This window comes from Prevotella sp. 20925_1_30, assembly GCF_041433025.1.
GTDB lineage: Bacteria > Bacteroidota > Bacteroidia > Bacteroidales > Bacteroidaceae > Prevotella > Prevotella vespertina.
Map to the genome: position 1 here is coordinate 95,790 of NZ_JAPWAR010000007.1, position 24,468 is coordinate 120,257.

A 24,468-nucleotide genomic window follows, 5' to 3' on the forward strand; every position below is an offset into this window, starting at 1 on the left:
AATCCAAGAAAATAAAAGTCCGATACCAAAAAGGTATCGGACTTTTTTAATCTTCATAGTTCAACTTAGCATCATTGTCGCCATGCAAAGCCTTACTTAGGTCTTTCCAGTTCTGGAACCCAGCGAAGAGTGCTAGCCTATCTAACGTCTTTTGGGATGGTTTCTCTTTACCTTTAAAATAACCAATCAGCCTCTTCAGTGATGTAGTCTCCAAATTGATATGGTAGACCGCAAGCCTGCTTGACAACTTCTCTACATCTGCCACTAGTTCTTTACGCACTTGAGTCTTATGCCCTAGATCCTCAATAATGGCTCTAAACTTCTTTTTCATCTCTCATTGAAAGCATTACTAACATGCTGCAAAAGTAATAAAAGATTAGGTAAATGCGTAAGATTCAATAAGTTTTTTGTGTTACTAATAGTAGATAAGAGTATTCCTTCCCACTTACTGCTTATAATGTATAGCCTCCATGAAACGCTTGACAACCTCTGGTTTACCCGTGTGTTTACCTTCATCTTCAGATATCTTGCAGGTGTCATTATAGTATGGCCACAACTCTGTTATCTTAACTGCTACGAGCTTAATAACGATGTTCATAGGCTTAACATGTGGGAAGTCATTGGTGAAGTGAGTGCCTATTCCAAATGAAGGTTTTACCTTTCCTTCTGCATAGTGTTGTAACTCTATCGCACGATCAGTATCGAGTGCATTAGAGAAAAGTACCTGCTTGTCACGGGCGTCAATGCCGAAAGACTTGTACTTAGCAATAATCTTATCCAACTGCTCATGATTGTCACCTGAATCAATGCGAAGCCCCTTGAATTGATTAGCAAAGTCTTCCGAGAAGTTGTAAGAGAAGATATCCCAACCGAAAGAATCATATAAGTAAGTGCCAAGAGCACCCCTATAAGTCTTGCGCCAAGCCTCCATTGCCATGTAATTAGCCATCTGTGGACCAAACATACCACCTATTGCACAGATGAATTCATGCGCCATTGTGCCCACCGGCACGAGGTCATACTTCATCGCAAGGTGTATATTACTAGTACCCACAAACTTGCCCTTCCACGTCTTACTTTCATAACAGTCTTTCATCGCACGAACGGCTATCTCTTCCGCTTTCAGACTAGCACGACGACGCGTACCAAAGTCTGAAAATACGCAACCAGCCTCTAGTAAACGTTCCGCCTTATGGTAAGTCTTATCGTAAAGAAGCTGATAATCGAACTCTTCTGCCTGCTCATTAAATACGTAGAAAAGCTCTGATATGATAGCAAGAACCTTCACTTCAAGCAAGATTGTATCGGCCCATAAGCCTTCAAACTCTATGTGTAAATGCCCTTCCGAGCTCTGCCAAACCTTTACCCAATCGCTTGAGAAGCGGAAACCACGTAGATAAGTAAAGAACCATTCAGGCAAGTAGTTGCACTTACGACGTAGGAAGTTTATCTCCTCTTGAGTGATGATAACCGACTCTAATAACTTTATCTGATGTTCCACCTCATGCGCAAATCCATCGGGATAAACCGTATCATCACGATCAACAAACTGGTAACAAACATGCGCACGAGGGAAGTTATCGATGACAGCACAGCACATTGTCAGCTTGTAAAGGTCATCGTCAGTGAAATGATTAATAATTTGTCTCATTTGTTATTGTACGTTTTTTTCTGCCGTCAAAAGTATAAAAAAGAAGAGGAAGAACAAAGTCTTTTCATAGAAATAACATATCCGGCAACTCAAAAGAGAGCCTCATCCGAAGTCTAATAAAAGTCCCTTCTTACCCCATCTACCATAGAAAAGTGAAAATAAATAGCCCCCTAACAACAGAAACTATTACACGCCAGCACCACCATTCAGCCTCCATCAATCCTTAGAACAGACTATTTGAGTCCTCCACCGCTTGTTCCCCTGTGTGTAACAAACCACCACCTCGTAAACAAAGTACAACAGAGCAAAAACGAAGGAACGCCCTTCTCCAATCGAGAAAGGCGTTCCCTCACATCCACGAGAGCCTCTCCTTGTAGGGAAGAGAGGCTTTCCTTCCGATGGAGTAAGCCTTTCTTGAATTGAGAAAAGTTTTTCATTTGTGTCGCCGAAAGCACTCTTTTGTAGTGAGCAGTGTTCCCCTTAATATCACGGCGAGGCACTTCTTTCTTCTTATTAATTGACATCACGAACGCAAAAGAGGATGTTAATGAGATGAATTAATCGTTGTGATTTATACATATATTCGTCAGTTCCATCAGTAATAACACGTGATTGGTACGAATAATAGCCCTGAGAATAGGCGTATTCAAGCCGATCTGCAGCGTAAATAAAACTTTCTCATCATTTATAATGATATTTTCTTGTTTTTTTACAAGTGCTTTGAAAATTACTATTTATATTTGCAAACGAAACATTATGTGATACGTATGAACCTAAAAACAACTCTAAACAAGCTAAAGACTAAATGGTTTAACTTTCTGGAGAGGCTGTCCTATCGTCAGAAAGCGTCGTTGGTAATGCTTTGCGGTGTTATTGTTGGACTGACAGGGCTGTTCTTTTACCTCCTTCGTATGCATACATATATAATAGGAGATGACCCTGCTGCATGTATAAACTGCCACATCATGTCGCCTTACTATGCAACGTGGTCACATTCAGCACATGCCCGCAATACCACATGTAACGATTGTCACGTGCCTAATAACAATATTGCTTCCCATTACGCATTCAAAGGAATGGATGGTATGAAGCATGTTGCTTATTTCGTAACACATAGTGAATCGCAGGCTATCGAAGCAGAGGATACATCGGCAGAGGTCATCATGGATAATTGTATAAGGTGTCATAAGCAGCTGAATCAAGAGTTTGTGAAGACGGGGCGTATCGACTATATGGAAGCAAAACGAGGCGAGGGCAAGGCTTGCTGGGATTGCCATCGCGATGTAGCCCACATGAGAAAGAACTCCTTGTCGAGTACTCCTGGGGCAGAGTTTGTAGAACCCATGCCTCCTTCTCCAGTCCCTGATTGGCTCCAGAAAGTGTTAGGAAAGAAATAAAATAACTACTAAACCCTATAATTATGGCAAAGACATTAAAGAAATGGCAGGGCTGGTTGCTCTTCGGAGGAGCGATGGTCATCGTGTTCTTCTTAGGTTTGCTATGCTCGTCCATGTTAGAACGAAGGGCGGAGATAGCAAGTGTGTTTAATAATCGACGTACCCAGATGACTGACTCTATCGTAGCTCAAAACGAGAAGTTTGCCGAAGACTTCCCCCGTGAATACGAGACTTGGGCGATGACGGAAGATACCAGTTTCGTTAGTAAGTATAACTCTTCACAGGAAGTCGATGTATTAGGACAACGACCAGAAATGGTTATCTTGTGGGCAGGATATTCTTTTTCACGTGGATATAACACCCCTCGTGGACACCGCCATTGCGTTGAAGACTTACGTAAAATAATGCGTACTGGTAGTCCAGGTGTGGATGGTCAAGACGATATACAGCCTGGTACGTGCTGGACATGTAAAGGTCCTGATGTGCCAAGGTTGATGAGAGAGAAGGGAACAGACAAATTCTATGCTGCCAAGTGGAGCAATTGGGGACCAGAGGTCATGAACACCGTCGGTTGCTCTGACTGCCATGATGCACGGACGATGGAGCTTCGTCCAGCTCGTCCAGCACTCTATGAGGCGTGGGCTCGCGTTGGTAAAGACGTGAGAAAAGCCACACATCAAGAGATGCGTAGCCTGGTCTGCGCACAGTGCCACACAGAGTATTACTTCGAAAAGGACAATGGTAACTATCTACACTTCCCTCAGGAGAAGGGTATGACGTGTGAGGCAGCAGAAGAATATTACGATAGTATAGGCTTCTATGACTACATTAATCCACTCTCAAAGGCGAAGATCTTGAAGGCACAACACCCTGGTTATGAGCTTTTCTTACAGGGTATTCACGGGCAGAGGGGCGTTTCTTGTGCTGATTGTCACATGCCTTACATCTCTGAAGGTGGTGTGAAATACACTGACCACCACGTTATGAGTCCATTAGCTCACATTGATCGTACCTGTCAGACATGCCATCGTCAAGATGCAGAGACGCTTCGTCAGAATGTTTATGAGCGTCAACAGAAGATTTATGACTTCCGTACTCATGTGGAGAAGGAGCTTGCTGCAGCACATATCGAGGCTAAGTTTGCCTGGGATAAGGGTGCTACAGAAGCAGAGATGCAGCCTGTTTTGACTGATTTACGTAAGGGTCAGTGGCGTTGGGACTATGCTGTTGCGAGTCATGGAGCAGCCTTCCATGCACCTCAAGAAGTAATGCGTTTGCTCGCAAGTGCTATGGAGTTTGCTAAGGATGCACGCCTACAAATAGCACGAGTTGTCGCTCGTCATGGCTTTACAGGACAAATTCCTCTGCCTGACATATCGACTAAAGCAAAGGCTCAGTCATATATAGGACTAGATATGCCAAAGCTTAACAGTCAGAAAAAACAGTTCCTCGACACTATCGTTCCGAAGTGGATTGAGACTGCAAAGAAGAACAAACGGTTCATAACTAAGCCGATGTAAGCGAACAAAGTAGTAAAAGATAGTTGGTAGCTAATGGTTAACTCCATTGCTACCGACTATTAATTTTTATGGTATTGATCTAGTAATGTGATAGAAACAAGTGATAGTCTTGTATCTGAAAAAGCATGAGAAATGCAGCAGAAACAGTGCAAGTATTGAGGATAATATCAAAGATTACAACTGAAGATACCATTTCTTTTCCTTAAAATAACAATGTGGAATAAACCTTATACATTAAAAGAAGGGACGGCAATCGTCGTTGGATTGCTTATAACTGGTCAGTTATTACAGTTTACAATGGGGCCTTTGGAGTGGGCTATCTTTGCTTGGCCAGCTAATATCGGGACGCTCCTTTTCCTATTGATAGCCCTAGTTGTTGTTTATGCCTTGCGTAAGAAGGTGTACTTCTTCCGCTTTATGACCACCATGCAAGCCGCTATTCCTGCCATAGCAGGTGCTGCTTTGCTAACGTTGATCATGGGTGTTACGAAGCAAGTAGCCGAAGGGAGGAACCCAGTAGACCCCATCGGACTAACGAAGATGCTGAACTATTGGCCATTTGTACTCGTCTATCTCTGGTTAACCATCATAGTGGGTGAGGTCACACTGAACCATATCTTCCATTTTTCATGGCGTCGTTTGCCATCTTTTGTGAGCCATGCAGGATTGTTCATAGTGCTCACCTGTGCAACACTGGGTAGTGCTGATATGCAGAAAGTGAAGATGTATTGTGAGACAGGGCAGCCTGAATGGCGTGGTCTAGACGCCATGGACAATGTGCATCACCTACCAGTTGCCATTCAACTAGAGAAGTTCACCATTGATGAATACCCTCCCAAGCTAGCGTTAATAGGGCGTGGTGGGTTCCCACTCCCTAAGGATAAGCCTGAGAATCTATTGTTAGATAAAGGTATGCGAGTAGGTCAGTTGCTCGATTGCAAGGTAGAGGTTCTTAAGCGAATAGATAATGCTGTCCCTGCTATGTTGAGCAAGATGATAGGTAAGATGCCCACTGGAATGATGGGAAATATTCGAATGGATTCACTCGGGCAAGCACGTAATAAGGATGGATATATAGCCTCGGATGCAGCTGGTTCGGCTTGTGCTCTATTGGTGAAAGTCACTACTAACAATGCACCCTACAAGGGTGTGCATCATAGCTACACGGGTTGGGTAACCTGCGGAAGCTATCTCTTCCCTTATCAAGCCCTACGTTTGGATGACGGGCGAATGTTGGCTATGCCTAACCGAGAGCCTCGTCGTTTTGCATCTCTCGTCGACATCTATACGAAGAGTGGGCAGAATATCCAGACAGAGATAGAGGTTAACAAGCCATTCAGCATTGAGGGATGGACGATCTATCAGCTCAGTTACAACGAGCAGATGGGTAAGTGGAGTAATCTCAGTATCTTTGAGTTAGTCACCGACCCATGGTTACCAGCGGTGTATGTCGGTATTTTCATGTTATTAATAGGTGCTGTTGGAATGTTCCTAACGGCTAGTCGTAAGAAGGAGAATCAGTTATGATCTGGAGTTATTTCGTCGTTTTCGCAATCATCTCAGTATTGTTATGGGCAGTCGGAGCATGGGCTTCGTGGCGTAATCGCCGTAGTCTAGCCTTCATAACAACAGGTCTTGGACTCTGTGTGTTCTTCTCTTACATCCTTATCATGTGGGTAACTCTCGAGCGACCACCGCTCCGCACGATGGGAGAAACGCGTCTTTGGTATAGCTTCTTCCTCCCTTTAGCGGGCATGATAGTGTATAGTCGATGGCAATACAAGTGGATTTTGAGCTTCTCAACACTCCTTGCAACCGTCTTCGTGTGCGTCAATCTCTTCAAACCAGAGATACATTCAAAGACGCTCATGCCTGCTTTGCAGAGTCCATGGTTTGCCCCTCACGTCATCGTTTACATGATGGCTTATGCCCTCTTAGGCGCAGCTGTGGTCATGTCGGTGTATCTGCTCTTCTTCAAGAAAGGCACAGATACCACGAAAGAGATGGAGATTACGGATAATCTCACCTATGTTGGGCTCTCCTTCATGACCCTTGGAATGCTCATGGGAGCACTCTGGGCAAAGGAAGCATGGGGTCATTACTGGGCATGGGACCCAAAGGAAACATGGGCAGCTATCACTTGGTTCTCTTATCTCGTTTATGTTCATTACCGCCAGTATCGCCCTCATCACCTGCGCCCAGCCCTTATCATCCTCATTATAGCCTTCTGTTTGTTACAGATGTGTTGGTGGGGTATCAACTACCTACCATCTGCGCAGGGGATAAGCGTGCATACTTACAATTTGAATTAAGGTTTTTCTATAAGCCTAGTCAGCCTCTCCCCCGTCCATCTACAGCCTCACCCCCGTCCCCTCTCCGAATGGAGAGGGGAGTGAATACTATTGTTTGCAGATAAAGGAAAGCCTCTCCCCCGCCCCCTCTCCGAATGGAGAGGGGAGTGAAAACCATTGTTTGCAAATAAAGAGGGCGTCTTGTCAAATTGAAGAAAGGCTCTCTTCATAACGAAGAAACGCTCTTCTCGCTTGGAGAAGAGCGTTTCCTTGTGTCAAAGAGAGGCTCTCTTGCCATCAAAGAGACGCCCCCTTCAATAGCTATCAACCCTGTTTTCTCCCCTAGCCCTTCGGAGAGAGGAGGAAAGCGAGGCTCTCCCTCTCCTTTCAAGGAGGATAGAAGGAGTATCTAAAGGGGGGTAACAAGACTTTAGGGGAGGTTCTGCAGAAGATTCAACAAGAGTGTTTATACTCATCATCCAACTTGCTTTGAAGGGAAGAAAGCAGTATATACAATCTCCCCCTATCGTCTGTTGCGACAATAGGGGGAGGCTTTGTGCTGTGTTGTTGTTATCTATCTCTATTGTGAAAAGATAATGGAAAGGCAGGAATAAAGTCCTTTCTTTTACTTTGCAGACTCCTCTATACGCTTCAAACCCTTCTGATAATAAACGTAATAGAGTATTCCTGCGGTTGTTAAACCAAATGGGAAGGCATACCAAATACCCAAGAGTTGGAAATTCATAACCACTCCGAAGAGGTAACCCAATGGCAATGAAACGATGAAGAAAGCAATAAATGCAATCCAAATCAGCGGTTTCACTACGGCGATACCACGCATGGCATTGGCATAATTACACTGCATTCCGTCGCCAAATTGGTATATCATGAAGGGGACAATGGTCATTGATACCATCGAAATAACCTCGGTATTGTCAGTAAACAGTGCTCCCATGCTATGACGGAAGATGAAGATTGGAACAGAGGTCAGCATTGCCAGGAAGAAAACGAGGTGTATTCCTGCTGTCGCCGTGCGCTTTACTGCTGTGTAATCACGCTGTCCCATGAAGTTACTAATGCGCACTGCCACTGCTGCAGCAAGCCCATAATATATCATATAACCCAGTTGGGAAATTGTCAACATGACCTGGTGTGCTGCCAAAGCTGTTGTTCCGAACCAACCCACCATTAGGCTCGACAGACTGAAAGCTGCTGTTTCCATACCCATTTGAAGTGCCAACGGGAAACCGAGAACAGTGATTTGTCGGAAGTCTCTGCGGTTTGTTCGCCCTTGATGCCAGCCCTTTCTGTATTCCTTATACTTCTTACTAAAGAAGAAGATACCCATCATTACAAGTGCCATCAATATACGGGAAATCATTGTGGAAAGCCCTGCTCCTATCAGTCCCATCTCTTCCATGCCCAGGTGACCATAGATGAGAACCCAGTTACCAAATATATTCATTATGTTGCCACTTACCAATATCCACATAGCCACACGAGTATCAGTAATACCGTCAGTGAACTGTCGGAAGGTGTTAAACCAGCAAACAAATGGAAGGGAGATGAGCTGTATGATGAAGTAAGGACGCATAAGGGGTAAGAGTTCTTCAGGCTGTTTTAAGTTGCCTAGATTCATATACAATACACCCATGATAACCGATAAGATTACTGCCATACAGGTGTTTGCTGCCACCGCACTCTTCATGAGTTCGCCAATACGATGCGTCTTCTCCTGCCCATAGAGGTTACCCACAAGGGCAGTAATAGCGTAAGTAAAGCCTATAGCAAAGACGATTACCAACGTAAACATATTGTTGACAAATGCCGCAGCTGCCAACTCCTCCGTACTATGATGGGCTATCATCAAGGTGTCAGCGAAGTTTAGAATGAGGTTTCCTAGCTGTCCGATGATGATAGGTACACCCAAATAAGTAAGGTTCCGATAGTGTGTCTCGTATCTTGAAAACTGATATGACATAATGATGTATCCTGTTTCTTTGTTGTTAATGATGCAAAGGTACGAAATTAAAGCGTATTATTATACGTCTTTTATAATAATCTTCTCTCTTTTAATTAACTATTAGAACTTTTCTTACTCATGCTCATCTGTGTTTGAACGAAACGCCTCCTTTTTGTAACGAATTTATCTTTTTTATTGTTATGTGACCTTAGCTCCGTACTAGATAAGCGCAGATAAAGACGAAAAAAGAGGAAACCTTCAGGCTTCCTCTTTGCTATTTAAACTGTAACGAATGGTTTACAAGTCGAATTTATAGCCCAGTGTAATCTGGAATACGCTGTTCTTTACCTTGCTACCTTCGTATACCTTTGTTACACCCCAGTTGTAACGAGCATCCAACTGGAAGTTGTTATACTCATAAGAAACGCCTACTGGAATAGAAAGGTCAAATGACTTTGCCTTGCCAGGAAGGGCTACATTGAGTGCATGTGCTGCATCAACAGAAGCAACATCACCGACTTTGAAACCTGGTTGAACACCCAACTTCACAGCAAGACCCTTAACAACATACACATTAGCAGTTATTGGAATGTTGATGTAATCAAGCTTTTGTGTAACTGTAACAAGCGGTTGATTCACCTTAGCACCTTGCATAGAATAAAGCAGACCAGCACTAACTGAAACGATGTCAGTTGCTTGATACTCTCCTTCAGCACCTGCTACAAGACCGAGACGAGCGTCTGACTTGCTGTAATCAGTTAGGTTTGCAATGTTCAAACCAACCTTTGGCTGGATGTTAAAAGAACCTACTGCGTGTTGTGCGAATGTAGCTACTGATGATAACATCAGGGCTGCTACTAACATAATCTTCTTCATAATCGAATGAATTTAATGTGAGTTTAATTGTTATCTATAATCTTTTTACTGTCTTGTTAATTCTCTCCTTTGTAAGTCATAACCTATTCGTTCGTTTTAACAAACCTATTATCACTTGGCGTGGGCAAAGTTATGTTTTATAAAGAAAACGGCAAATTATTTCCAATTAATAAGTGTTAAAGAAGGTATTTGGATAACATTTATCATAAAAAAAGGCGAGTATTGGAGATCAATCAACCAGCACTCACCTTATTGTATATATGCTTTGAACTTGTTTATAACGGATAGTTACATTGCTTTATGCGTTCTTTACCTCACAAGTTAAGTCTTTTCCTTCGGCAAACTCCTTCACACTATCGAGTGTAGAAACGGCTATGTTATGCAGAGCCTCAGTAGTGAAAAAGGCTTGATGAGAGGTTAGTACGACATTAGGAACCATCAACAAACGCGCCAAAACATCGTCATCTATCATCTTATCACTCTTGTCTTCATAGAAGTACTCACGCTCTTCTTCATATACATCAAGGCCTGCTGAACCTACTTGCTTACTACGAAGTCCCTCGATAAGATCCTCTGTATTGATCAGTTTTCCACGACCTGTATTGATGATCATAACGCCCTTCTTCATCTTAGCTATGCTATCCTGATTAATCAAGAACTTCGTGTCTGACGTCAATGGACAGTGCAGAGAGATAATGTCACTATTGGCATATAACTCGTCAAGACTTACCACCTTCACATCGTACTGCTTAGCAAATTCGTGGTCAGGATACAAGTCGTAAGCCATCACATTCATACCGAAACCATGCAAGATCTTGATGAGTTCCTTTGCAATTCGGCCCATTCCGATTACACCAGCGGTCTTTCCATACATGTCAAAGCCCAACAGTCCGTTCAGAGTAAAGTTACCATCTCGGGTGCGATTAACGGCACGGTAGATCTTACGATTTAGACTGAGCATGAGTGAAACAGCGTACTCTGCCACTGCATGAGGTGAATAAGCTGGAACGCGTGTAACCCTTATTCGACCCTCAGCCGCTTTAAGGTCTACGTTGTTAAAGCCCGCACATCGCAATGCAATTAACTTGACTCCGTTGTTGATCAACTCGTCTATCACCTGTGCATCACACTCTGCATTCACAAAGATACAAACGACATCTGCACCCTTAGCGAGGGGCACTGTGCTAATACTCAGGCGTTCCTGATAGTAGCGAATATCGAAGTTATAATCCTTGTTAACTGCGTTGAACGACTCAATGTCATACGACTTTGCGTCGAAGAAAGCGATTCTTAATGCCATGTATCCTAAATATTTAAATTGTTATGAGTGTTTAAATAAATCCTTAAGACCATTGTCTTAGGGAGTTCTTATCAATTCTTTCAATGTCTCAGGTAGGTTTTATCCCTTTTAGTTACCTTGTCTTTCCTTTTAAGACAGTGCAAAGTTACGCATAAATTGTAATATTTGCAAGTATCAAACTATAATTCATTTAATTAATAGATATGGGTCAAGTGACCCGCTGGTTGGCGTCCTTTCTTTTGTCAATAACGCTAACATCTCTCCCACTCCACACCGTCACAGGAGGGACATGAGCCTCTCGTCCATTTGAAGGGGGCGTTTCCTTGCATACAGAAGAGCCTTTCCTTGCCTCAAGGAAACGCCTTCTTTAATGCGAAGGGACGCCCTCTTTGAATGAAGGTAAGTCTCTCCAAGCTAGCTCCCGTTAGGCTCTCCCCTCCCTTCGGAGGGGTTGGGGGAGGCTTTCCCATTCGGAGAGGGGCTGGGGGTGAGGCCTCTCTTCCTACGCATAGGGTACAAAGCTGTTGGAAAAGAGCACCTCAACTGCCTATTGACAACGGCTCAAGTACAAGGGTAGATATAAATAAGAAGGGGTGTCAAATATGCTGTTGAAGCATCTGACACACCCTTCATTGCTATTTAATTACTCTAGTAAAAATGTGTTGTATATGATTACTTACGTTTCAAAATACGACGTGCACAATCGGACAAGACTACTATCGCTGATGCCAATATACAGACATCCTTGATAACTAATCGCCCTGCTCCGGTTAATAACGGGAACCCATGTTCGCCACTACCAAGGTCGGGAACCCATGCTTCGGGTGTAGTGACAAGGAAGGACAAAGTGCCTAAGGTCATTAAGATGACAAGCCCCGTACCAACGAAACCTACCTTTGGGAACCATATACCTAATAGTGTCAATACACCGAAAGTCATAATCGCAATGCCTAGACCATGTGAGAAGGTGTAAGTGTTGTTGGCCTCATGCCACTCGTGTTTAACCTTATCGAACTCACCTTCCTTTAGCTTGTAATCCTTGTATTCAGGCGCATTCTTTGTGTAAAAGAAGCTCATAAACGGACTGTTAGCAACGAATGGTACAATGCCTTCTGCCTCATAGTTCCAGAACTTCAAGCCCCCAATCCAAACGAAGATAATAAATATTGCGATACGTATAAAGTTGATACCCACGCCCTTAATTGAGGCCGCAATCTCAAGTACTGTATGCACCAGTGCTGTGATCTTATTCATAGATTCTTATCCTTTTAATTAATTGATTAATATTCTTTTAACGCCTACAAAGATATATACTTTTACTTAATTAAAAGGCAAAAAGTTGTATTTATTACAAAAAATACCCACTTCATGGTATATAATCAGGCGCTAAAAGGGGGCTAACGAACCATGAAGTGGAAAAGAAGTGGGTAGGAGGACGTTAATTCTTATCCCTCTTTTTGCATTAAATTCTTCGGACTTTGTGGAGCTGACAGCGTCACTTTCACATTCTTATAACCCATTGCTTTCAGGAATTGAGTGAACTGTCTCCGTGCGTTCTCTTCGGCTATCTTGATGTTAGCAGGCGTCAAACAACGTGCGATCATCTTGTTATATGCACGGCGATAAAGGGCTTCGCGGTCAGCTGAGGACCAATCTCCTTTCTCGAAAAACGAGCGTGTGTGCGCCTCATCAATGAAGTTCCTATCCAAGAGTTCGATAGGTGGTAGCTTGGCAACTACGACACTGTCATCCTCAACTTGCAGCCATTGAGGTTCTGCGTGGTGCAGGTCTATCCCCATGCGAATCGTTCCGTAATAGATTCTCACTAGTTCGTCGTCAGAGAAGAAACCATGATTAATCGTGTCAATCAGCTCCTCATCATTGATAGCAAGGAACTCCCACTGCCCGATGTCTTGTATCTCTTGTATGCGAGTAGGCGTGATGTCTATCTTATTGTCAGTGCTTATCCCTATCTCATTGGACCCATTCAACCATGAGAAAGCACCGATGAGAATCACAATGAGTGCTAGGGGGAGTAACAAACAGCCCATTGCTTTCCAGCTTTTAGGTAGGAATCCAGCGATAGTCTGCCCTTTCGTTTCGTTCTGATGAACCTTCTGTAACTTGTTCGTAGGCGTTTTCTCTTCCATCATTTAGCCCTCCTTGCTTGTTTCAATAAAGTTACGTATATCATTGATGGTAAACTTCTTGCGGAAAGAAATCGTCACATCGGCATCCTTATAACCAAGTTGTGTGAAGATAGGAACCAACTGGCGCGCTGCACTCTTACGTGCTTCTTCTATGATCCCCATCTGTGGTATGGCATTAAGAATCTGTTTCCTCCCTTGCTCCTCATAGTTAGTTAGCTCGGCATCAGTGAAGTTTTGCCGTGTTAAAGCTACGTATTTCTTGACCTCCTGATGGTCTATTTTTGTCGAGGTAAGCACAATCTTAGGGTCAGGAAGGGTGATAATGAGTTGTTTCCCACTGCGTTGAATGTTCTTCGCATCGAACGATGAGAGGTCGATATACGCCTTTATCGTTGCTGTCATAGGGATTGCTATGCGCCTCTCACCCAACGGAAGGTTCACACTGAAGTCTTTCTTCATAAACGAACCAGACACTTTCATCTCGTCATCGTGCGTGATGATCTTATGAATATGGTATTCCGTCGTATAGAGACGGGAACACTCTTGCACCTGCGTGACCAACATTGGAATCGTATCGAGCGCCTTATTGGTTGCGTCGGCATCGGTGTTCTTGTTCTTACAAGCCCCTAGGGTGATAGCCAGTAAGACGATTATAGGGATTATTCTCTTCATCTTCTTAGTTGTTAAACGGCACAAAGATACAAAAAAAGTGTTATATCTTACAATGCAAAACATAATTCATACATCATCGTTAGAGCCTCTATCGCTTTATAACAAACGCACCAATGCTATACTCCTTATGCTTCTTTGTGCGCCCCGTAAGCTGGTAAATGCCAGGAGAAAGGCTTGAGATATTAAGGGCGGATTGCCTATTTGTTACGTTTGTGATGGTGCGAAGACTTGTTCCCTGCATACTTTTGATGTCATACTCCACGATGTCTGCCTCCTTCACCATCGCTGGTAAGGCTAATGATTGTCCGTCATTAGCAAGCAAAGCGGTTGTTTTCTTACTTGAAAGTGGTGCCAGTTCCTGCAATGCGGGACTCTCGTTTCCATATCTGTCCATCGCTGTCACGGCAAAGTAAAGACCCTCGTTTACGGATGAGAAGTGCAACTGTGTACCTGCATAACGGGCGTATAAAAGGTTACGTGCATTGCTTATGTCGACAGGATAAGACCTACTGGCATATATATTATAATAAGGTGCATTGCCCTTCCAACGCATTGTCATCCCTCGGTCGGAAGCATATTCTACGAGTGGCGACATCGACTCTGTCGTTGGAACCGAGACGGCACGTCCCCCCTTCGTGACGGGTGGCAAGGCAAGAGAAGAGTTGAATCTACATTCAAAATCATAGATTCCTTGTTGGTTAGAAGTGAGGAAGTAAGAACGGAAATGAGCGTGTCCCATACCCAAGGAACGACTGACGTACATCTGACGAGTCATGTCCGACAATCGCCAGTTGCCCTGTCGTGGGTCAAGGAAGTACGTTCCCAAGCCCGTAACAACGTCCCTGCTATATCGGTTCTCCACCCAATCTGCGATGAAAGGATAGTAGTTTTCGCCACGGAAATACTGCATAGGATAGAGTTGATCCATTAGACCTTCTCGTAGCCACTCTTGCGCTTCTTGTGCCACACGATCGCGTGCATTGAAGTTCTTTGAGCTGTATCTACTCAAGTCAGAGTACTTTCCGATGGGCGAACATGACATCTTCACCCATGGTTTGATAGCCTTCACTTCATCGTGAATAGCCCGCACAATCGCTGTTATATGCGCCCTTCTCGCCTCAGGGGTATCGCCATTTCGATACGAAGGGAGCGGCCATCCATCAGGATAACGTATGTAATCGAGGTTGATACCATCAATGTCATACTTCCTCGTAATCTCTCCGCAGATGCGAGCAAGGTATCCCGGCACGGCTGGGTCGGCTGGGTCTAGATACGAACCAGTGGCATAGCTCCGCACACGGAAGCCCCTTTTCATAATGGTCCGACAGCCTAGAGTAGTCTTCATACCCACTGGAATGGTGGCAATCCACGCATGAATCTCCATACCACGACGGTGACATTCATCAATGGCAAAGGCTAATGGGTCATAACCGAAGCCCGGCGCACGCCCTTCCACACCAGTGATACAATGGTCCCAAGGCTCTATCTCGGATGGATAAATGGTCGCTGCACGCACACGCGCTTGTAATAATACGGTGTTGATATGCGCCTTTTGATAGCTATCGAGTATGTCTCTCAGCTCTTGCTTTTGCTTTTCTATATTCTCTTTCGACGTTGCGTAAGTCTTAGGCCAGTCCAAATTGGATAGTGTAGTGAGCCATACTGCACGAGTCTCACGCTTTGGTTGCGGTAGAGTGAGATAATCTGCAATGTTCGTCTGAGCCTGCGCTTGCAACGTTAAAAAGCCTAATATAATAAGGAAAAAATGTCTCATAAATGATGAATTAAGAATGTTATAAAGCCTCCCCCAACCCCTCCGAAGGGAGGGGAGAACCTAACGGGAGCTAGCTTGGAGAAACTCACCTTCATTCAAAGAGGGCGTTCCGTCGCATTAAAGGGGGCGTCTCTTCACATCGAAGAGAGGCTTTCTTTGCATGAAAGAAACGCCCTCTTCATTTGCACTCCTGCAGTTCCAGCTAACGAGGTACAGCCTCGTAACACCCCGACCGATGTTCTCCTCTTATGCAAATAGTACTATCTACGCCCCTCTCCATTCGGAGAGGGGATGGGGGTGAGGCTGTAGATAGGACGGGAGTGGGCTCCTCCTTTATGCAAATAAAGCACAAAGATACAGCAAAGATTTCTTTAATCCAAATATTATCCTTACCTTTGTCTTGATTTGCTAACGTATAGCTTACATGCAATCAATCAATCATTAATATTCATTTTAACTTGTATCAATATGATAAGAAAGTGTTTTCTGCTTGCTGCGGCAATGATAGTTAGCCTCTGTGCATCGGCTCAATTCCAAGAAGAAAAGGGCTATGTGGGTGCGTCACTGACTGGGCTTGACTTGCATTATAATAGTCATGACGGTTTAAACATGGGTGTTCAAGCTAAGGCGGGATACTTCCCTTGGGACAACGTAATGGTATTGGCTTCCATTGATGCTGTACATAATGGCTCTAAGACAGTGGCTGATCACATCAGTGTGGGTGCTGGTGGACGTTATTACATCACGCAGAATGGATTGTACCTTGGTGCTGGTGTGAAGTTTCTACACGCCAATCACCGATATAACGACATAATGCCGGGCATGGAAGTGGGGTATGCCTTCTTCATCAACAGGTCGGTAACCATCGAGCCAGCTATCTATTACGACCAGTCGTTTAAAAGCTCTGATTACTCTACTGTAGGGCTTAAGGTGGGTATTGGTGTCTATCTCTTCGATGATTAAGGTAGCCCTTTAACAACACAAAACACGAATGCAACAATATTCATCACAGCTCTTGGAACGTGCTGTTGAGAGCTTTTCGCAGTTGCCGGGAGTAGGACGTAAAACCGCCCTACGCCTTGTTTTGCACCTACTTCGCCAACCCCTAGAAGACGTGGACAGCTTTACTGATGCGGTAACACGTGTTAGGCATGATGTAAAATATTGTAAGGTGTGCCACAATATATCGGATACTGACATCTGTTCTATCTGTTCTGACCCCCGAAGAGACGGCTCCGTCGTATGCGTAGTGGAGAATATTCAAGACGTAATGGCCATTGAGAACACACAACAATATCATGGTCTTTACCACGTTCTAGGCGGTATCATCTCTCCAATGGATGGTATCGGACCTCACGATCTATCGATTGATTCACTCGTGGAACGCATAGATGAAGGGGGAGTAAAGGAGGTGATCCTTGCCTTGGCAAGCACGATGGAGGGCGACACAACCAACTTCTATATCTCACGGAAGCTCAAGGACAAGGATGTGAAGCTGTCGATTATAGCACGCGGAATATCTGTTGGCGACGAACTGGAGTACACCGATGAGGTCACTCTGGGGCGAAGTATCCTCAACAGAACGCCTTTCCAATCTTAATATCATCGCTCTCAAGAGCCTTACTAATTAACAATGACTGAAACAAGAAAAACCCTTTTGACGGAGTTAATAGCGTCATGTGCGTTGGCATTCATCATTATCATTGTCTATGAATGCCAATGGCTCTTACCCGGAATGTGGGTAGGTGCAGAGAACCACGTACTTGTTATGCTGCAATTCATTATGCAGTTAACCACCTTAGCAGCCATTCCCTTGGCTCTATTCTTATTCAAGATTGGATCGATAAGGGACGCTTTGAACACTGATGAAAGCCATGTGAACAGGGCTTTACTAAAGTGGGGAACGGTGCGCATGATGCTCCTCTGTGTGCCAATGGTTGCCAACATCTTCCTGTATTACGCTACTGGTGAGGTCGTTAGTTACTTCTATCTCGCTATCATTCTAGCCCTTAGTCTCGTCTTCATCTATCCTAGTAAGAAGCGATGTGAGCATGAATGTCACTTGGATAACCCAACGGATGAATAGATGAAGATTAGTGTTATCATCGTAAACTACAATGTTAAGTACTATCTCGAACAATGTCTTATGAGCGTGGAAAGGGCTTTGGAGGGCATTGAAGGCGAAGTGCTCGTTGTGGATAATCACTCTTCTGATGGGTCAGTAGACTATCTCAAGCCTCGATTCCCAGCCGTTCACTTCATTACAAGTGGGCATAATCAAGGTTTCGCAAAGGCAAATAACATCGCTATCAAGCAATGCAAAGGGGAATATGTACTATTGCTTAACCCCGACACTGTCGTGGGGGAACAGGCGATCCGATCGTCACTTGCCTTCATGGAAGGGCATGAGAAGGCGGGAGGATTGGGCGTGATGATGCTGACGGACACAGGAGTTAGAGCCTTGGAGAGCCGTCGTGGACTGCCAACTCCACGTGTCGCCTTCTATAAGATGGTTGGTCTTTGCAAGCACTTCCCCACTCACAAGGACTTTGCACACTATTATATGGGTGATTTGTCATGGGATGTTCCAGGACAGATAGAGGTCATTAGTGGGGCATACTGCTTCCTTCGGCACTCAGCATTGCGCCAGATTGGATTGCTGGATGAGGACTTCTTCATGTATGGAGAGGATGTTGACCTTAGTTACCGACTCTTACAAGCAGGCTACGAGAGCTGGTATTTGCCCGTGCAGATACTCCATTACAAGGGAGAAAGCACTCAGAAGTCGAGCTACCGATACGTACATGTGTTCTACAATGCCATGTTGATCTTCTTTCAAAAGCATTATGGCGGAGCAAGTCGATTGCTGACGATACCCATCAAAACGGCTATTTATGCCCGAGCACTGCTCTCACTTGTGGGGACAACACACCATGCTATTAGTAAGATGTTGGGCTTCCGAAGTCGAAAAAGGCACCATTCGCCACATTATATATTTGTTGGTGGAGAGGAGATGACGGCTCGTTGCCAACAAATAGCAGCCGATAACGGATTGATAGCAACATCTCGTAAGGTGAACAAAGATAGCTTACGAATGATTCATAACGCACTCTTAGACGAATGGGAGGGGCGGAAAGAAACGCTCTACATCGTCTATGACAATGCACTCTTTGCCTATCGTGACATATTAGAAGTCTTTGAAGCACGCCCAGTGACGCTCATTCACATGGGATTCTATCATCATTCTATAGACAAAATCATCACTTCTAAAGAAATAATTGGTTGATAAGATGCAAACAAGCAACGCACCCACTGTTACCTTGCGAGCCATGGAACCAGAGGATCTGGACGCCCTTTATCGCATTGAGAACGACCGCCAATTATGGAACATCGGCTCTACGAATGTTCCTTATAGCCGTTACGCACTGCATAACTACATAGCGGATGCGAAGAACGACATCTATATTGACGGGCAGATACGCATGATGATTGAGAACGAAGGGGGCATTGTGGTGGGTGTCATCGACCTCGTTAACTTCGATGCCAAGCACCAACGTGCAGAATTAGGAATCATCATCATGGAGCAATACAGGCGTCAGGGCTATGCCAAAGCAGCAATTCTTAAACTCATTCAGTACGCTCGTAACGTCTTACATCTCAATCAGATATACGCAGTTGTGGCTGTTGACAACACGAACTCACGCCATTGTCTCACCTCATTAGGCTTTAGCTCTGGTGCACGTCTGCAACAATGGCTTTGTAGCGAAGGCTCTTATCAAGATGCACTAGTAATGCAACTTTTTATCGAAAAAGCGTAAATAAAATTTGTGGGATTAGTTTTTTATTGCTATCTTTGCACTCGCAAAACAGAAATGGGGCACTCATTAGCAATGCTTTGGTGCGTTAGTTCAGTTGGTTAGAATGCCTGCCTGTCACGCAGGAGGTCACGAGTTCGAGTCTCGTACGCACCGCTGAAGGCTTCATTTCATGTATTGCATGGTGCGTTAGTTCAGTTGGTTAGAATGCCTGCCTGTCACGCAGGAGGTCACGAGTTCGAGTCTCGTACGCACCGCAAAAGGTCTTAGCTTTATCGCTAAGACCTTTTTCTTTATATCCAGATAGACGATAGTAGCACCAGTGGAAACACCTCGGCAATCCCTACCCAACCGCAAGAACTATCCTAAACAGCCTATCCGAACTATCATGCTTAACACCACCGAAGGGGGCTGTGTATGCCTTGGAAGTTCGTAAGGAAAGATAGGATTCATACGAATGAGGCTGCACCTCGTTCACAAGGGCAACTGAAGTAAAAATGAAGAAACGCCTTCTTTGCATTAAAGAGAGCCTCTCTTCGATACAAGGAAACGCCTTCTTCATAACGAAAAGACGCCCTTCTCTATTCGAGAAGAACGTCTCCTATTTTCTAAAACAATCTTTCTTTTCTGCTTAGTTCCAGTTGATTTGCGTGATTCTACCGCCTTTCACAACCGCAGAAATCATGTACTTGCGGTTGGAAGTACCGCCTTCTCGCTCTATGCTAAGCGTTGCAGGCACCTTAATCTTCAAGGGTGCGTCATCGTCATTGCTGTCTTTTGTCACTTCAGCAGGCGACCCGAGATGCCAATTCACCGTCTTCACGTCAGCTTGATAGAGCCTATTGTGCATATAACTCTGTATGTCCTTCGCTGTAGAACCAGCCGACCCGAGGAAGTTCAGTTGGCTAGCTACAGCGCCAGCTATCTTCTCGTTGCTCTTACTATTTATCCCTTGCAACAGCTGACGGACTGCATTAACAGCACTAGACTTGTCTGCGTCAGCCACAGTATGCTTCATCAACTTCTTTAAAATAGCGTCAGCCTCAGCAGCATGTGCGCCATTCTGGTGCATAGCAAGGTAACCGGCATAAGCGTCCTCATCGTTCTTTTTCACTGCCGTAGCCCAATCCATCTCATCAATCTTTGCTTGCAACTCCTGCTTGTGAGGCGAGTTAGGATGTTTAGAGAGGTAAGCCTGCATTGCTTCCTTCGAGTTGCTTGCTGCAACCGAAGCCCAGTCAGTATCTGTCGTATGCAATGCCTTTATGCGTAACGACACACTATCGCGGTGCGCCTTAGGTGCATCTGGATATTGCTTGAGGTAATTTTGCATAACAGTAGGCTCACTGCTTGCCATTGCCTGGGCGTATTCCTCCTGTTCATCATTCGTCTTGTTATTCCGAACCCCTTGGTTATAAAGGAAGAGCAAGACGGCTGCTGTGATGACAGCAATGAGCAATGAAACAGCCAGAGAAGTGTGATTATGCTTCTTAGATTGCTCCTGCTCTTGACTTTCCGAACCCTCTTCTTCAAGTCGTTCAGCCGCATCTAGCACAGCAGCATCCTTATCATTATCCATGATAAATGCCGCATCTACGACATTATCTTCTTCATCATCTGCATCCGTTGTAGTAGGTTCCTCCGCTGGCAAACCCACAACGATTGGCTCGTCAGAAGGTACATTTTCAAGGCTATCATGCACCTCCTCAGCTGCCACCCCTTCGGTAATCTCTTCTACAGCCGATGATGCGTTCGCCTCCTTCGGAGCGTCCACAACCTCCTTCTCAACCGCTGCCACAGCCTTAGCAACGTCCGTTTCCGTGTGATGACAATTAGGACATGAAGGCTCTTCTATTAGGTATAACTCCCCACAATGGCTGCATTTAATGATATGTCCGGCTATTTCTACACCACAGCTAGGGCACACTGGTGCTTTATCACTCACCTGATGACCACATTCAGGACATTTAATTATCATGAATCTAACGTATTATTCGATTATTGCAAATGATATTTTCTTATTCTTTCAAGGCGTATCTCTTATCGTCGTCGCCTGTATCTCAGTTCTCGCATACTATGTTTTCCGAGTAAGCGACTCTTGTCGACGTATCCATTCACACCATTAATTCGCCCCTTACCAGTGTACTGCCAGGCAACAATATCATGTCCGTCGGACAGTACCGGCTCCTTGTTATTGTATTGCGCAATGAATAGCTTGTATCCATCTAACGCCCCAACGAGGTAACGATTATAGAAGTTTGTATAGGTATATACCAATGGTTTCACCCCATACGCCTTAGTCATTAGCACCAAGAATGTCTGTAAGCTATCACGCAAAGCCTGCGCACTTAGACCGCCAGTAGTCTCTATGTCGACCATAGGAATCAGGTCTTGATCCTGCGGGCGGCACTGAGTTTGGAAATTGCGGAGCTGCTCTAACTGCGGAACCGACGGACGATAGAAATGGTAAGAACCGACATTCATACCATAGCGTTGCGCCGCTTCAATATTATTGAGGTATCTTTGATCGATTCTGCCACTGCCTTCGGTAGCTTTCAGATAGACGTAATTGAGTTTATGATTGCTGTTTTCTGCAACCGTTTCCCACCACACATCACCCTGATAATGGCTCATGTCAAGACCATGAATATGGCTACATGTGTCCTCGCATTGTATGGTGTATTGCGCTCGCAAGCCTGTGAATGAGCACAAACAGACTATGATTGATAGTAAATATTTCATTTTCATACCTGCAAAGGTAGTGTTTTATGTTGATATAAAGCCTGTGTACGAATAGATTTAAGGGCTTAGAAACTTAATTTAACTTTGTGTAAGAGGGTGAGAAAGAGGCTTTTCTACAACTATAAATTATGCCTTTTTGAACACCCGAGAAAGCCCATCTGGATGGGAAGAAAGGCTCTCCTCATAGTAAAGAGAGCCTCCCGTCATGGCAAGGAGAGGCTCTCTTCATAACGAAGAAACGCCCTTCTCAAATGGAGAAGAGCGTTTCCTTTAATTCAGAAATACGAGAAGTTATATGCCTCGTTAGTATTATCTGCTTTGCTAATATTACTTACGATCGCCTAACTTGCTATCGATGTGTGCAATAGCATGGCTTGACAAGTGAGCGAAAGAATCGAGTATGTCTTGTACATTACGCTCCTCTTCAACTTGCTCATCGATGTATTTTGCGATGAAGTTCTGCGATGCGCGATCCTTTTCCTCATCTGCTATGTCAGCTAACTTGTTGATGAGTTCAGTTACTTTCTGCTCATGTGCCAATGTATCAACGAATACTTCTTTAGGATCATTCCAGCTTGTCTTGACTGCATCAATTGCTGTCAACACAACCTCACCACCACGATGTAGAATGAACTGAGCCATGTCCATGGCATGTGAACGCTCCTCTTCTGCCTGCTTATACATCCAACTAGAGAAGCCCTTCCAGCCCTCTTTACGGAACCAGCAAGACATCTGGAGATAGAGATTAGACGAATACATTTCAGCTATAATCTGCGCATTGAATGCGTCTTGCATCTTACTTGTAATACTCATTGTTATACCTTTTTAAATTCTAAATAAACCTTATTTGTATCTGTCGTTATTGTAATTCCGACTGCAAAAGTACCACTTTTTCTGCACAAGACCAAATATCTTGTGCATAAAACGTTACTTACGACGGATTATACCGATAATTTAATCACAATATAAATAACGACTTCTTGCCTACTCAATAACGCCTTCTTGCTTACTCAATAACGACTGTTGTCCATCCATGTTTATCCTCTATCGTACCGTATTGGATGCCTCGAAGGGTCTCATAGAGCTTTGTTGACCAAGGTCCAGGCTTATCTCCAAAGTTGTAAACCTTACCTGTCTCTAGGTCATCGAGGTGTGAAATAGGTGAGATAACAGCTGCTGTACCACATGCACCAGCCTCTTCGAAGCTGTCTAACTCGTCCTCTGCAATAGGTCGGCGTTCGACTTTCATGCCCAAGTCTTCGGCTATCTGCATGAGACTCTTATTAGTGATTGAAGGTAAGATAGACGTTGACTTCGGCGTAACATAGGTGTTATTCTTGATTCCGAAGAAGTTAGCTGCACCGCACTCATCAACATATTTCTTCTCTTTAGCGTCCAGATAGAACTCCGAAGCATACCCTTTTTCATGCGCCATCTTATTGGCTCTCAATGAAGCGGCATAGTTTCCTCCCACCTTAAACATACCTGTTCCCAGTGGAGCAGCACGATCGACGTCACGCACAATGACGTATGGATTGGAAGAGAAACCACCTTTGAAGTAAGGGCCTACTGGTGTGGCAAAGATCAAGAAACAATATTCTGTTGCTGGACGAACGCCCACGCCTGCTGTAACACCAAATAGTAACGGGCGCAGATAGAGCGTTGCTCCACTCTCATAAGGTGGGATGTACTCTTGATTGAGGCGTACCACCTTCTTCACCATATCAACGAATAGCTCGGTCGGAACCTCTGGCATGACAATACCACGGGCTGTATTCTGTAATCGAGCGGCGTTTTCTTCTGCTCGGAAGACGCGTACCTTGCCATCAGGACAGCGGTAAGCCTTCAGTCCCTCGAATGCTTCTTGACCATAGTGGAGGCACGTTGCAGCCATGTGTAACTTCAAGTACTCATCCGAACAGACCTCTACTTCGCCCCACTTACCGTCTCGGTAATAACAACGAACATTGTAGTCGGTGCGTAGATAACCGAATGTCAAACTCTTCCAATCTATATCTTTCATATCATATAAGTATTTAATTGCATCCTGCCATAGCCTAATGCAAAAGTAAACAAATTTATCTTTCCCTGTAACCCATCGTTCGCTTTATTGCTACTGATTGGCTAACAGCTTTTGAATCTCATCATCGGTGTGCTTGAGCTTCTGCTTACACAGCTTCACAAGTGCCTGTGCTTGCTTCAGTTGAGCAGCCATTGAATCAACATCGAGTTCGCCTCGTTCCATCTTGTCAACTATGCTCTCGAGTTGCTGAACGGCGTCTTCATATTTCATTTCTTTCATCTTCTTGATTGTATT

Annotated in this window: 23 protein-coding genes and 2 tRNA genes; 11 read left to right on the forward strand and 14 right to left on the reverse strand. The window is 44.4% G+C overall.

All coding sequences use genetic code 11. The features are described from left to right. Positions 1-46 precede the first annotated feature (46 nt). Together O3603_RS04820 and pncB are read right to left on the reverse strand one after the other, a co-directional pair. Complete coding sequence (locus O3603_RS04820; RefSeq protein ID WP_004383742.1) at positions 47-331, reverse strand: hypothetical protein; 285 nt, start codon at positions 329-331, stop codon at positions 47-49. 114 nt (positions 332-445) lie between these two features. Further along, positions 446-1,651: a nicotinate phosphoribosyltransferase gene (gene pncB / locus O3603_RS04825; RefSeq protein WP_371521108.1), complete on the reverse strand. Its 1,206-nt coding sequence runs from the start codon at positions 1,649-1,651 to the stop codon at positions 446-448. 767 nt (positions 1,652-2,418) lie between these two features. On the opposite strand from pncB, the gene nrfH reads away from it, so the two are divergent. From nrfH to ccsA, 4 genes are all read left to right on the forward strand, one after another. Next, positions 2,419-3,048, forward strand: a complete 630-nt coding sequence (gene nrfH, locus O3603_RS04830) for a cytochrome c nitrite reductase small subunit (RefSeq protein ID WP_371521111.1) — start codon at positions 2,419-2,421, stop codon at positions 3,046-3,048. 23 nt (positions 3,049-3,071) lie between these two features. After that, positions 3,072-4,568 (forward strand): ammonia-forming cytochrome c nitrite reductase, encoded by a 1,497-nt coding sequence (nrfA, locus tag O3603_RS04835; protein ID WP_371521115.1) that lies wholly within the window; start codon positions 3,072-3,074, stop codon positions 4,566-4,568. A 213-nt stretch (positions 4,569-4,781) separates the two neighbouring features. Further along, positions 4,782-6,095: a cytochrome c biogenesis protein ResB gene (locus tag O3603_RS04840; protein ID WP_371521117.1), complete on the forward strand. Its 1,314-nt coding sequence runs from the start codon at positions 4,782-4,784 to the stop codon at positions 6,093-6,095. Next, positions 6,092-6,880, forward strand: coding sequence for a cytochrome c biogenesis protein CcsA (gene ccsA, locus O3603_RS04845; protein WP_371521120.1), 789 nt, complete (start codon positions 6,092-6,094; stop codon positions 6,878-6,880). The genes O3603_RS04840 and ccsA overlap by 4 nt, the downstream gene beginning before the upstream one ends. Before the next feature lie 604 nt (positions 6,881-7,484). Here the strand turns inward: ccsA and O3603_RS04850 are convergent. The 7 genes from O3603_RS04850 to O3603_RS04880 all read right to left on the reverse strand — a co-directional run bounded on the left by O3603_RS04850 (position 7,485) and on the right by O3603_RS04880 (position 15,594). Beyond that, a complete protein-coding gene (locus tag O3603_RS04850) occupies positions 7,485-8,840 on the reverse strand; it encodes an MATE family efflux transporter (protein WP_371521123.1) in 1,356 nt (451 codons plus the stop codon). A gap of 279 nt (positions 8,841-9,119) precedes the next feature. Beyond that, on the reverse strand, positions 9,120-9,698 hold the full coding sequence (locus O3603_RS04855; protein WP_371521126.1) for a porin family protein: 579 nt from the start codon (positions 9,696-9,698) through the stop codon (positions 9,120-9,122). Between the two features lie 298 nt (positions 9,699-9,996). Further along, positions 9,997-10,998, reverse strand: coding sequence for a 2-hydroxyacid dehydrogenase (locus tag O3603_RS04860; RefSeq protein WP_371521129.1), 1,002 nt, complete (start codon positions 10,996-10,998; stop codon positions 9,997-9,999). 672 nt (positions 10,999-11,670) lie between these two features. Continuing rightward, complete coding sequence (locus tag O3603_RS04865) at positions 11,671-12,252, reverse strand: DUF417 family protein (RefSeq protein WP_009435953.1); 582 nt, start codon at positions 12,250-12,252, stop codon at positions 11,671-11,673. Between the two features lie 191 nt (positions 12,253-12,443). Further along, positions 12,444-13,151, reverse strand: a complete 708-nt coding sequence (locus O3603_RS04870; protein WP_371521132.1) for a DUF4230 domain-containing protein — start codon at positions 13,149-13,151, stop codon at positions 12,444-12,446. Beyond that, a complete protein-coding gene (locus tag O3603_RS04875; protein ID WP_009435854.1) occupies positions 13,152-13,820 on the reverse strand; it encodes a DUF4230 domain-containing protein in 669 nt (222 codons plus the stop codon). It lies immediately after the preceding gene. 88 nt (positions 13,821-13,908) lie between these two features. Then, positions 13,909-15,594, reverse strand: coding sequence for a glycoside hydrolase family 10 protein (locus O3603_RS04880; protein ID WP_371521135.1), 1,686 nt, complete (start codon positions 15,592-15,594; stop codon positions 13,909-13,911). 468 nt (positions 15,595-16,062) lie between these two features. Between O3603_RS04880 and O3603_RS04885 the strand changes: the two genes are divergently transcribed. The 7 genes from O3603_RS04885 (at position 16,063) to O3603_RS04915 (ending at position 19,666) form a co-directional block, all read left to right on the forward strand. Next, positions 16,063-16,557 (forward strand): hypothetical protein, encoded by a 495-nt coding sequence (locus O3603_RS04885; RefSeq protein ID WP_371521138.1) that lies wholly within the window; start codon positions 16,063-16,065, stop codon positions 16,555-16,557. 28 nt (positions 16,558-16,585) lie between these two features. Beyond that, positions 16,586-17,194: a recombination mediator RecR gene (gene recR, locus O3603_RS04890; protein ID WP_273541614.1), complete on the forward strand. Its 609-nt coding sequence runs from the start codon at positions 16,586-16,588 to the stop codon at positions 17,192-17,194. A 33-nt stretch (positions 17,195-17,227) separates the two neighbouring features. Next, a complete protein-coding gene (locus O3603_RS04895) occupies positions 17,228-17,680 on the forward strand; it encodes a hypothetical protein (protein WP_371521141.1) in 453 nt (150 codons plus the stop codon). Continuing rightward, entirely contained in the window at positions 17,681-18,880 is a 1,200-nt protein-coding gene (locus O3603_RS04900) for a glycosyltransferase family 2 protein (protein WP_371521144.1), read from the forward strand. A gap of 4 nt (positions 18,881-18,884) precedes the next feature. After that, entirely contained in the window at positions 18,885-19,412 is a 528-nt protein-coding gene (locus tag O3603_RS04905; protein ID WP_288953980.1) for a GNAT family N-acetyltransferase, read from the forward strand. A gap of 79 nt (positions 19,413-19,491) precedes the next feature. Beyond that, positions 19,492-19,565, forward strand: a tRNA-Asp gene (locus O3603_RS04910). 27 nt (positions 19,566-19,592) lie between these two features. Further along, positions 19,593-19,666: transfer RNA gene (locus O3603_RS04915), tRNA-Asp, on the forward strand. Positions 19,667-20,040: 374 nt separating this feature from the next. Here the strand turns inward: O3603_RS04915 and O3603_RS04920 are convergent. From O3603_RS04920 to xseB, 5 genes are all read right to left on the reverse strand, one after another. Next, the gene (locus O3603_RS04920) at positions 20,041-21,387 is read right to left on the reverse strand and encodes a zinc ribbon domain-containing protein (protein WP_371521147.1); all 1,347 of its coding nucleotides are present in this window, start codon (positions 21,385-21,387) and stop codon (positions 20,041-20,043) included. Between the two features lie 62 nt (positions 21,388-21,449). Further along, positions 21,450-22,157 (reverse strand): glycoside hydrolase family 25 protein, encoded by a 708-nt coding sequence (locus tag O3603_RS04925; protein ID WP_155715854.1) that lies wholly within the window; start codon positions 22,155-22,157, stop codon positions 21,450-21,452. Between the two features lie 321 nt (positions 22,158-22,478). Then, the gene (locus tag O3603_RS04930) at positions 22,479-22,964 is read right to left on the reverse strand and encodes a ferritin (RefSeq protein ID WP_273541073.1); all 486 of its coding nucleotides are present in this window, start codon (positions 22,962-22,964) and stop codon (positions 22,479-22,481) included. A gap of 193 nt (positions 22,965-23,157) precedes the next feature. After that, entirely contained in the window at positions 23,158-24,174 is a 1,017-nt protein-coding gene (locus O3603_RS04935) for a branched-chain amino acid aminotransferase (protein ID WP_371521150.1), read from the reverse strand. Between the two features lie 90 nt (positions 24,175-24,264). Beyond that, positions 24,265-24,453 (reverse strand): exodeoxyribonuclease VII small subunit, encoded by a 189-nt coding sequence (gene xseB, locus O3603_RS04940; RefSeq protein ID WP_004383232.1) that lies wholly within the window; start codon positions 24,451-24,453, stop codon positions 24,265-24,267. Positions 24,454-24,468: the final 15 nt, after the last annotated feature.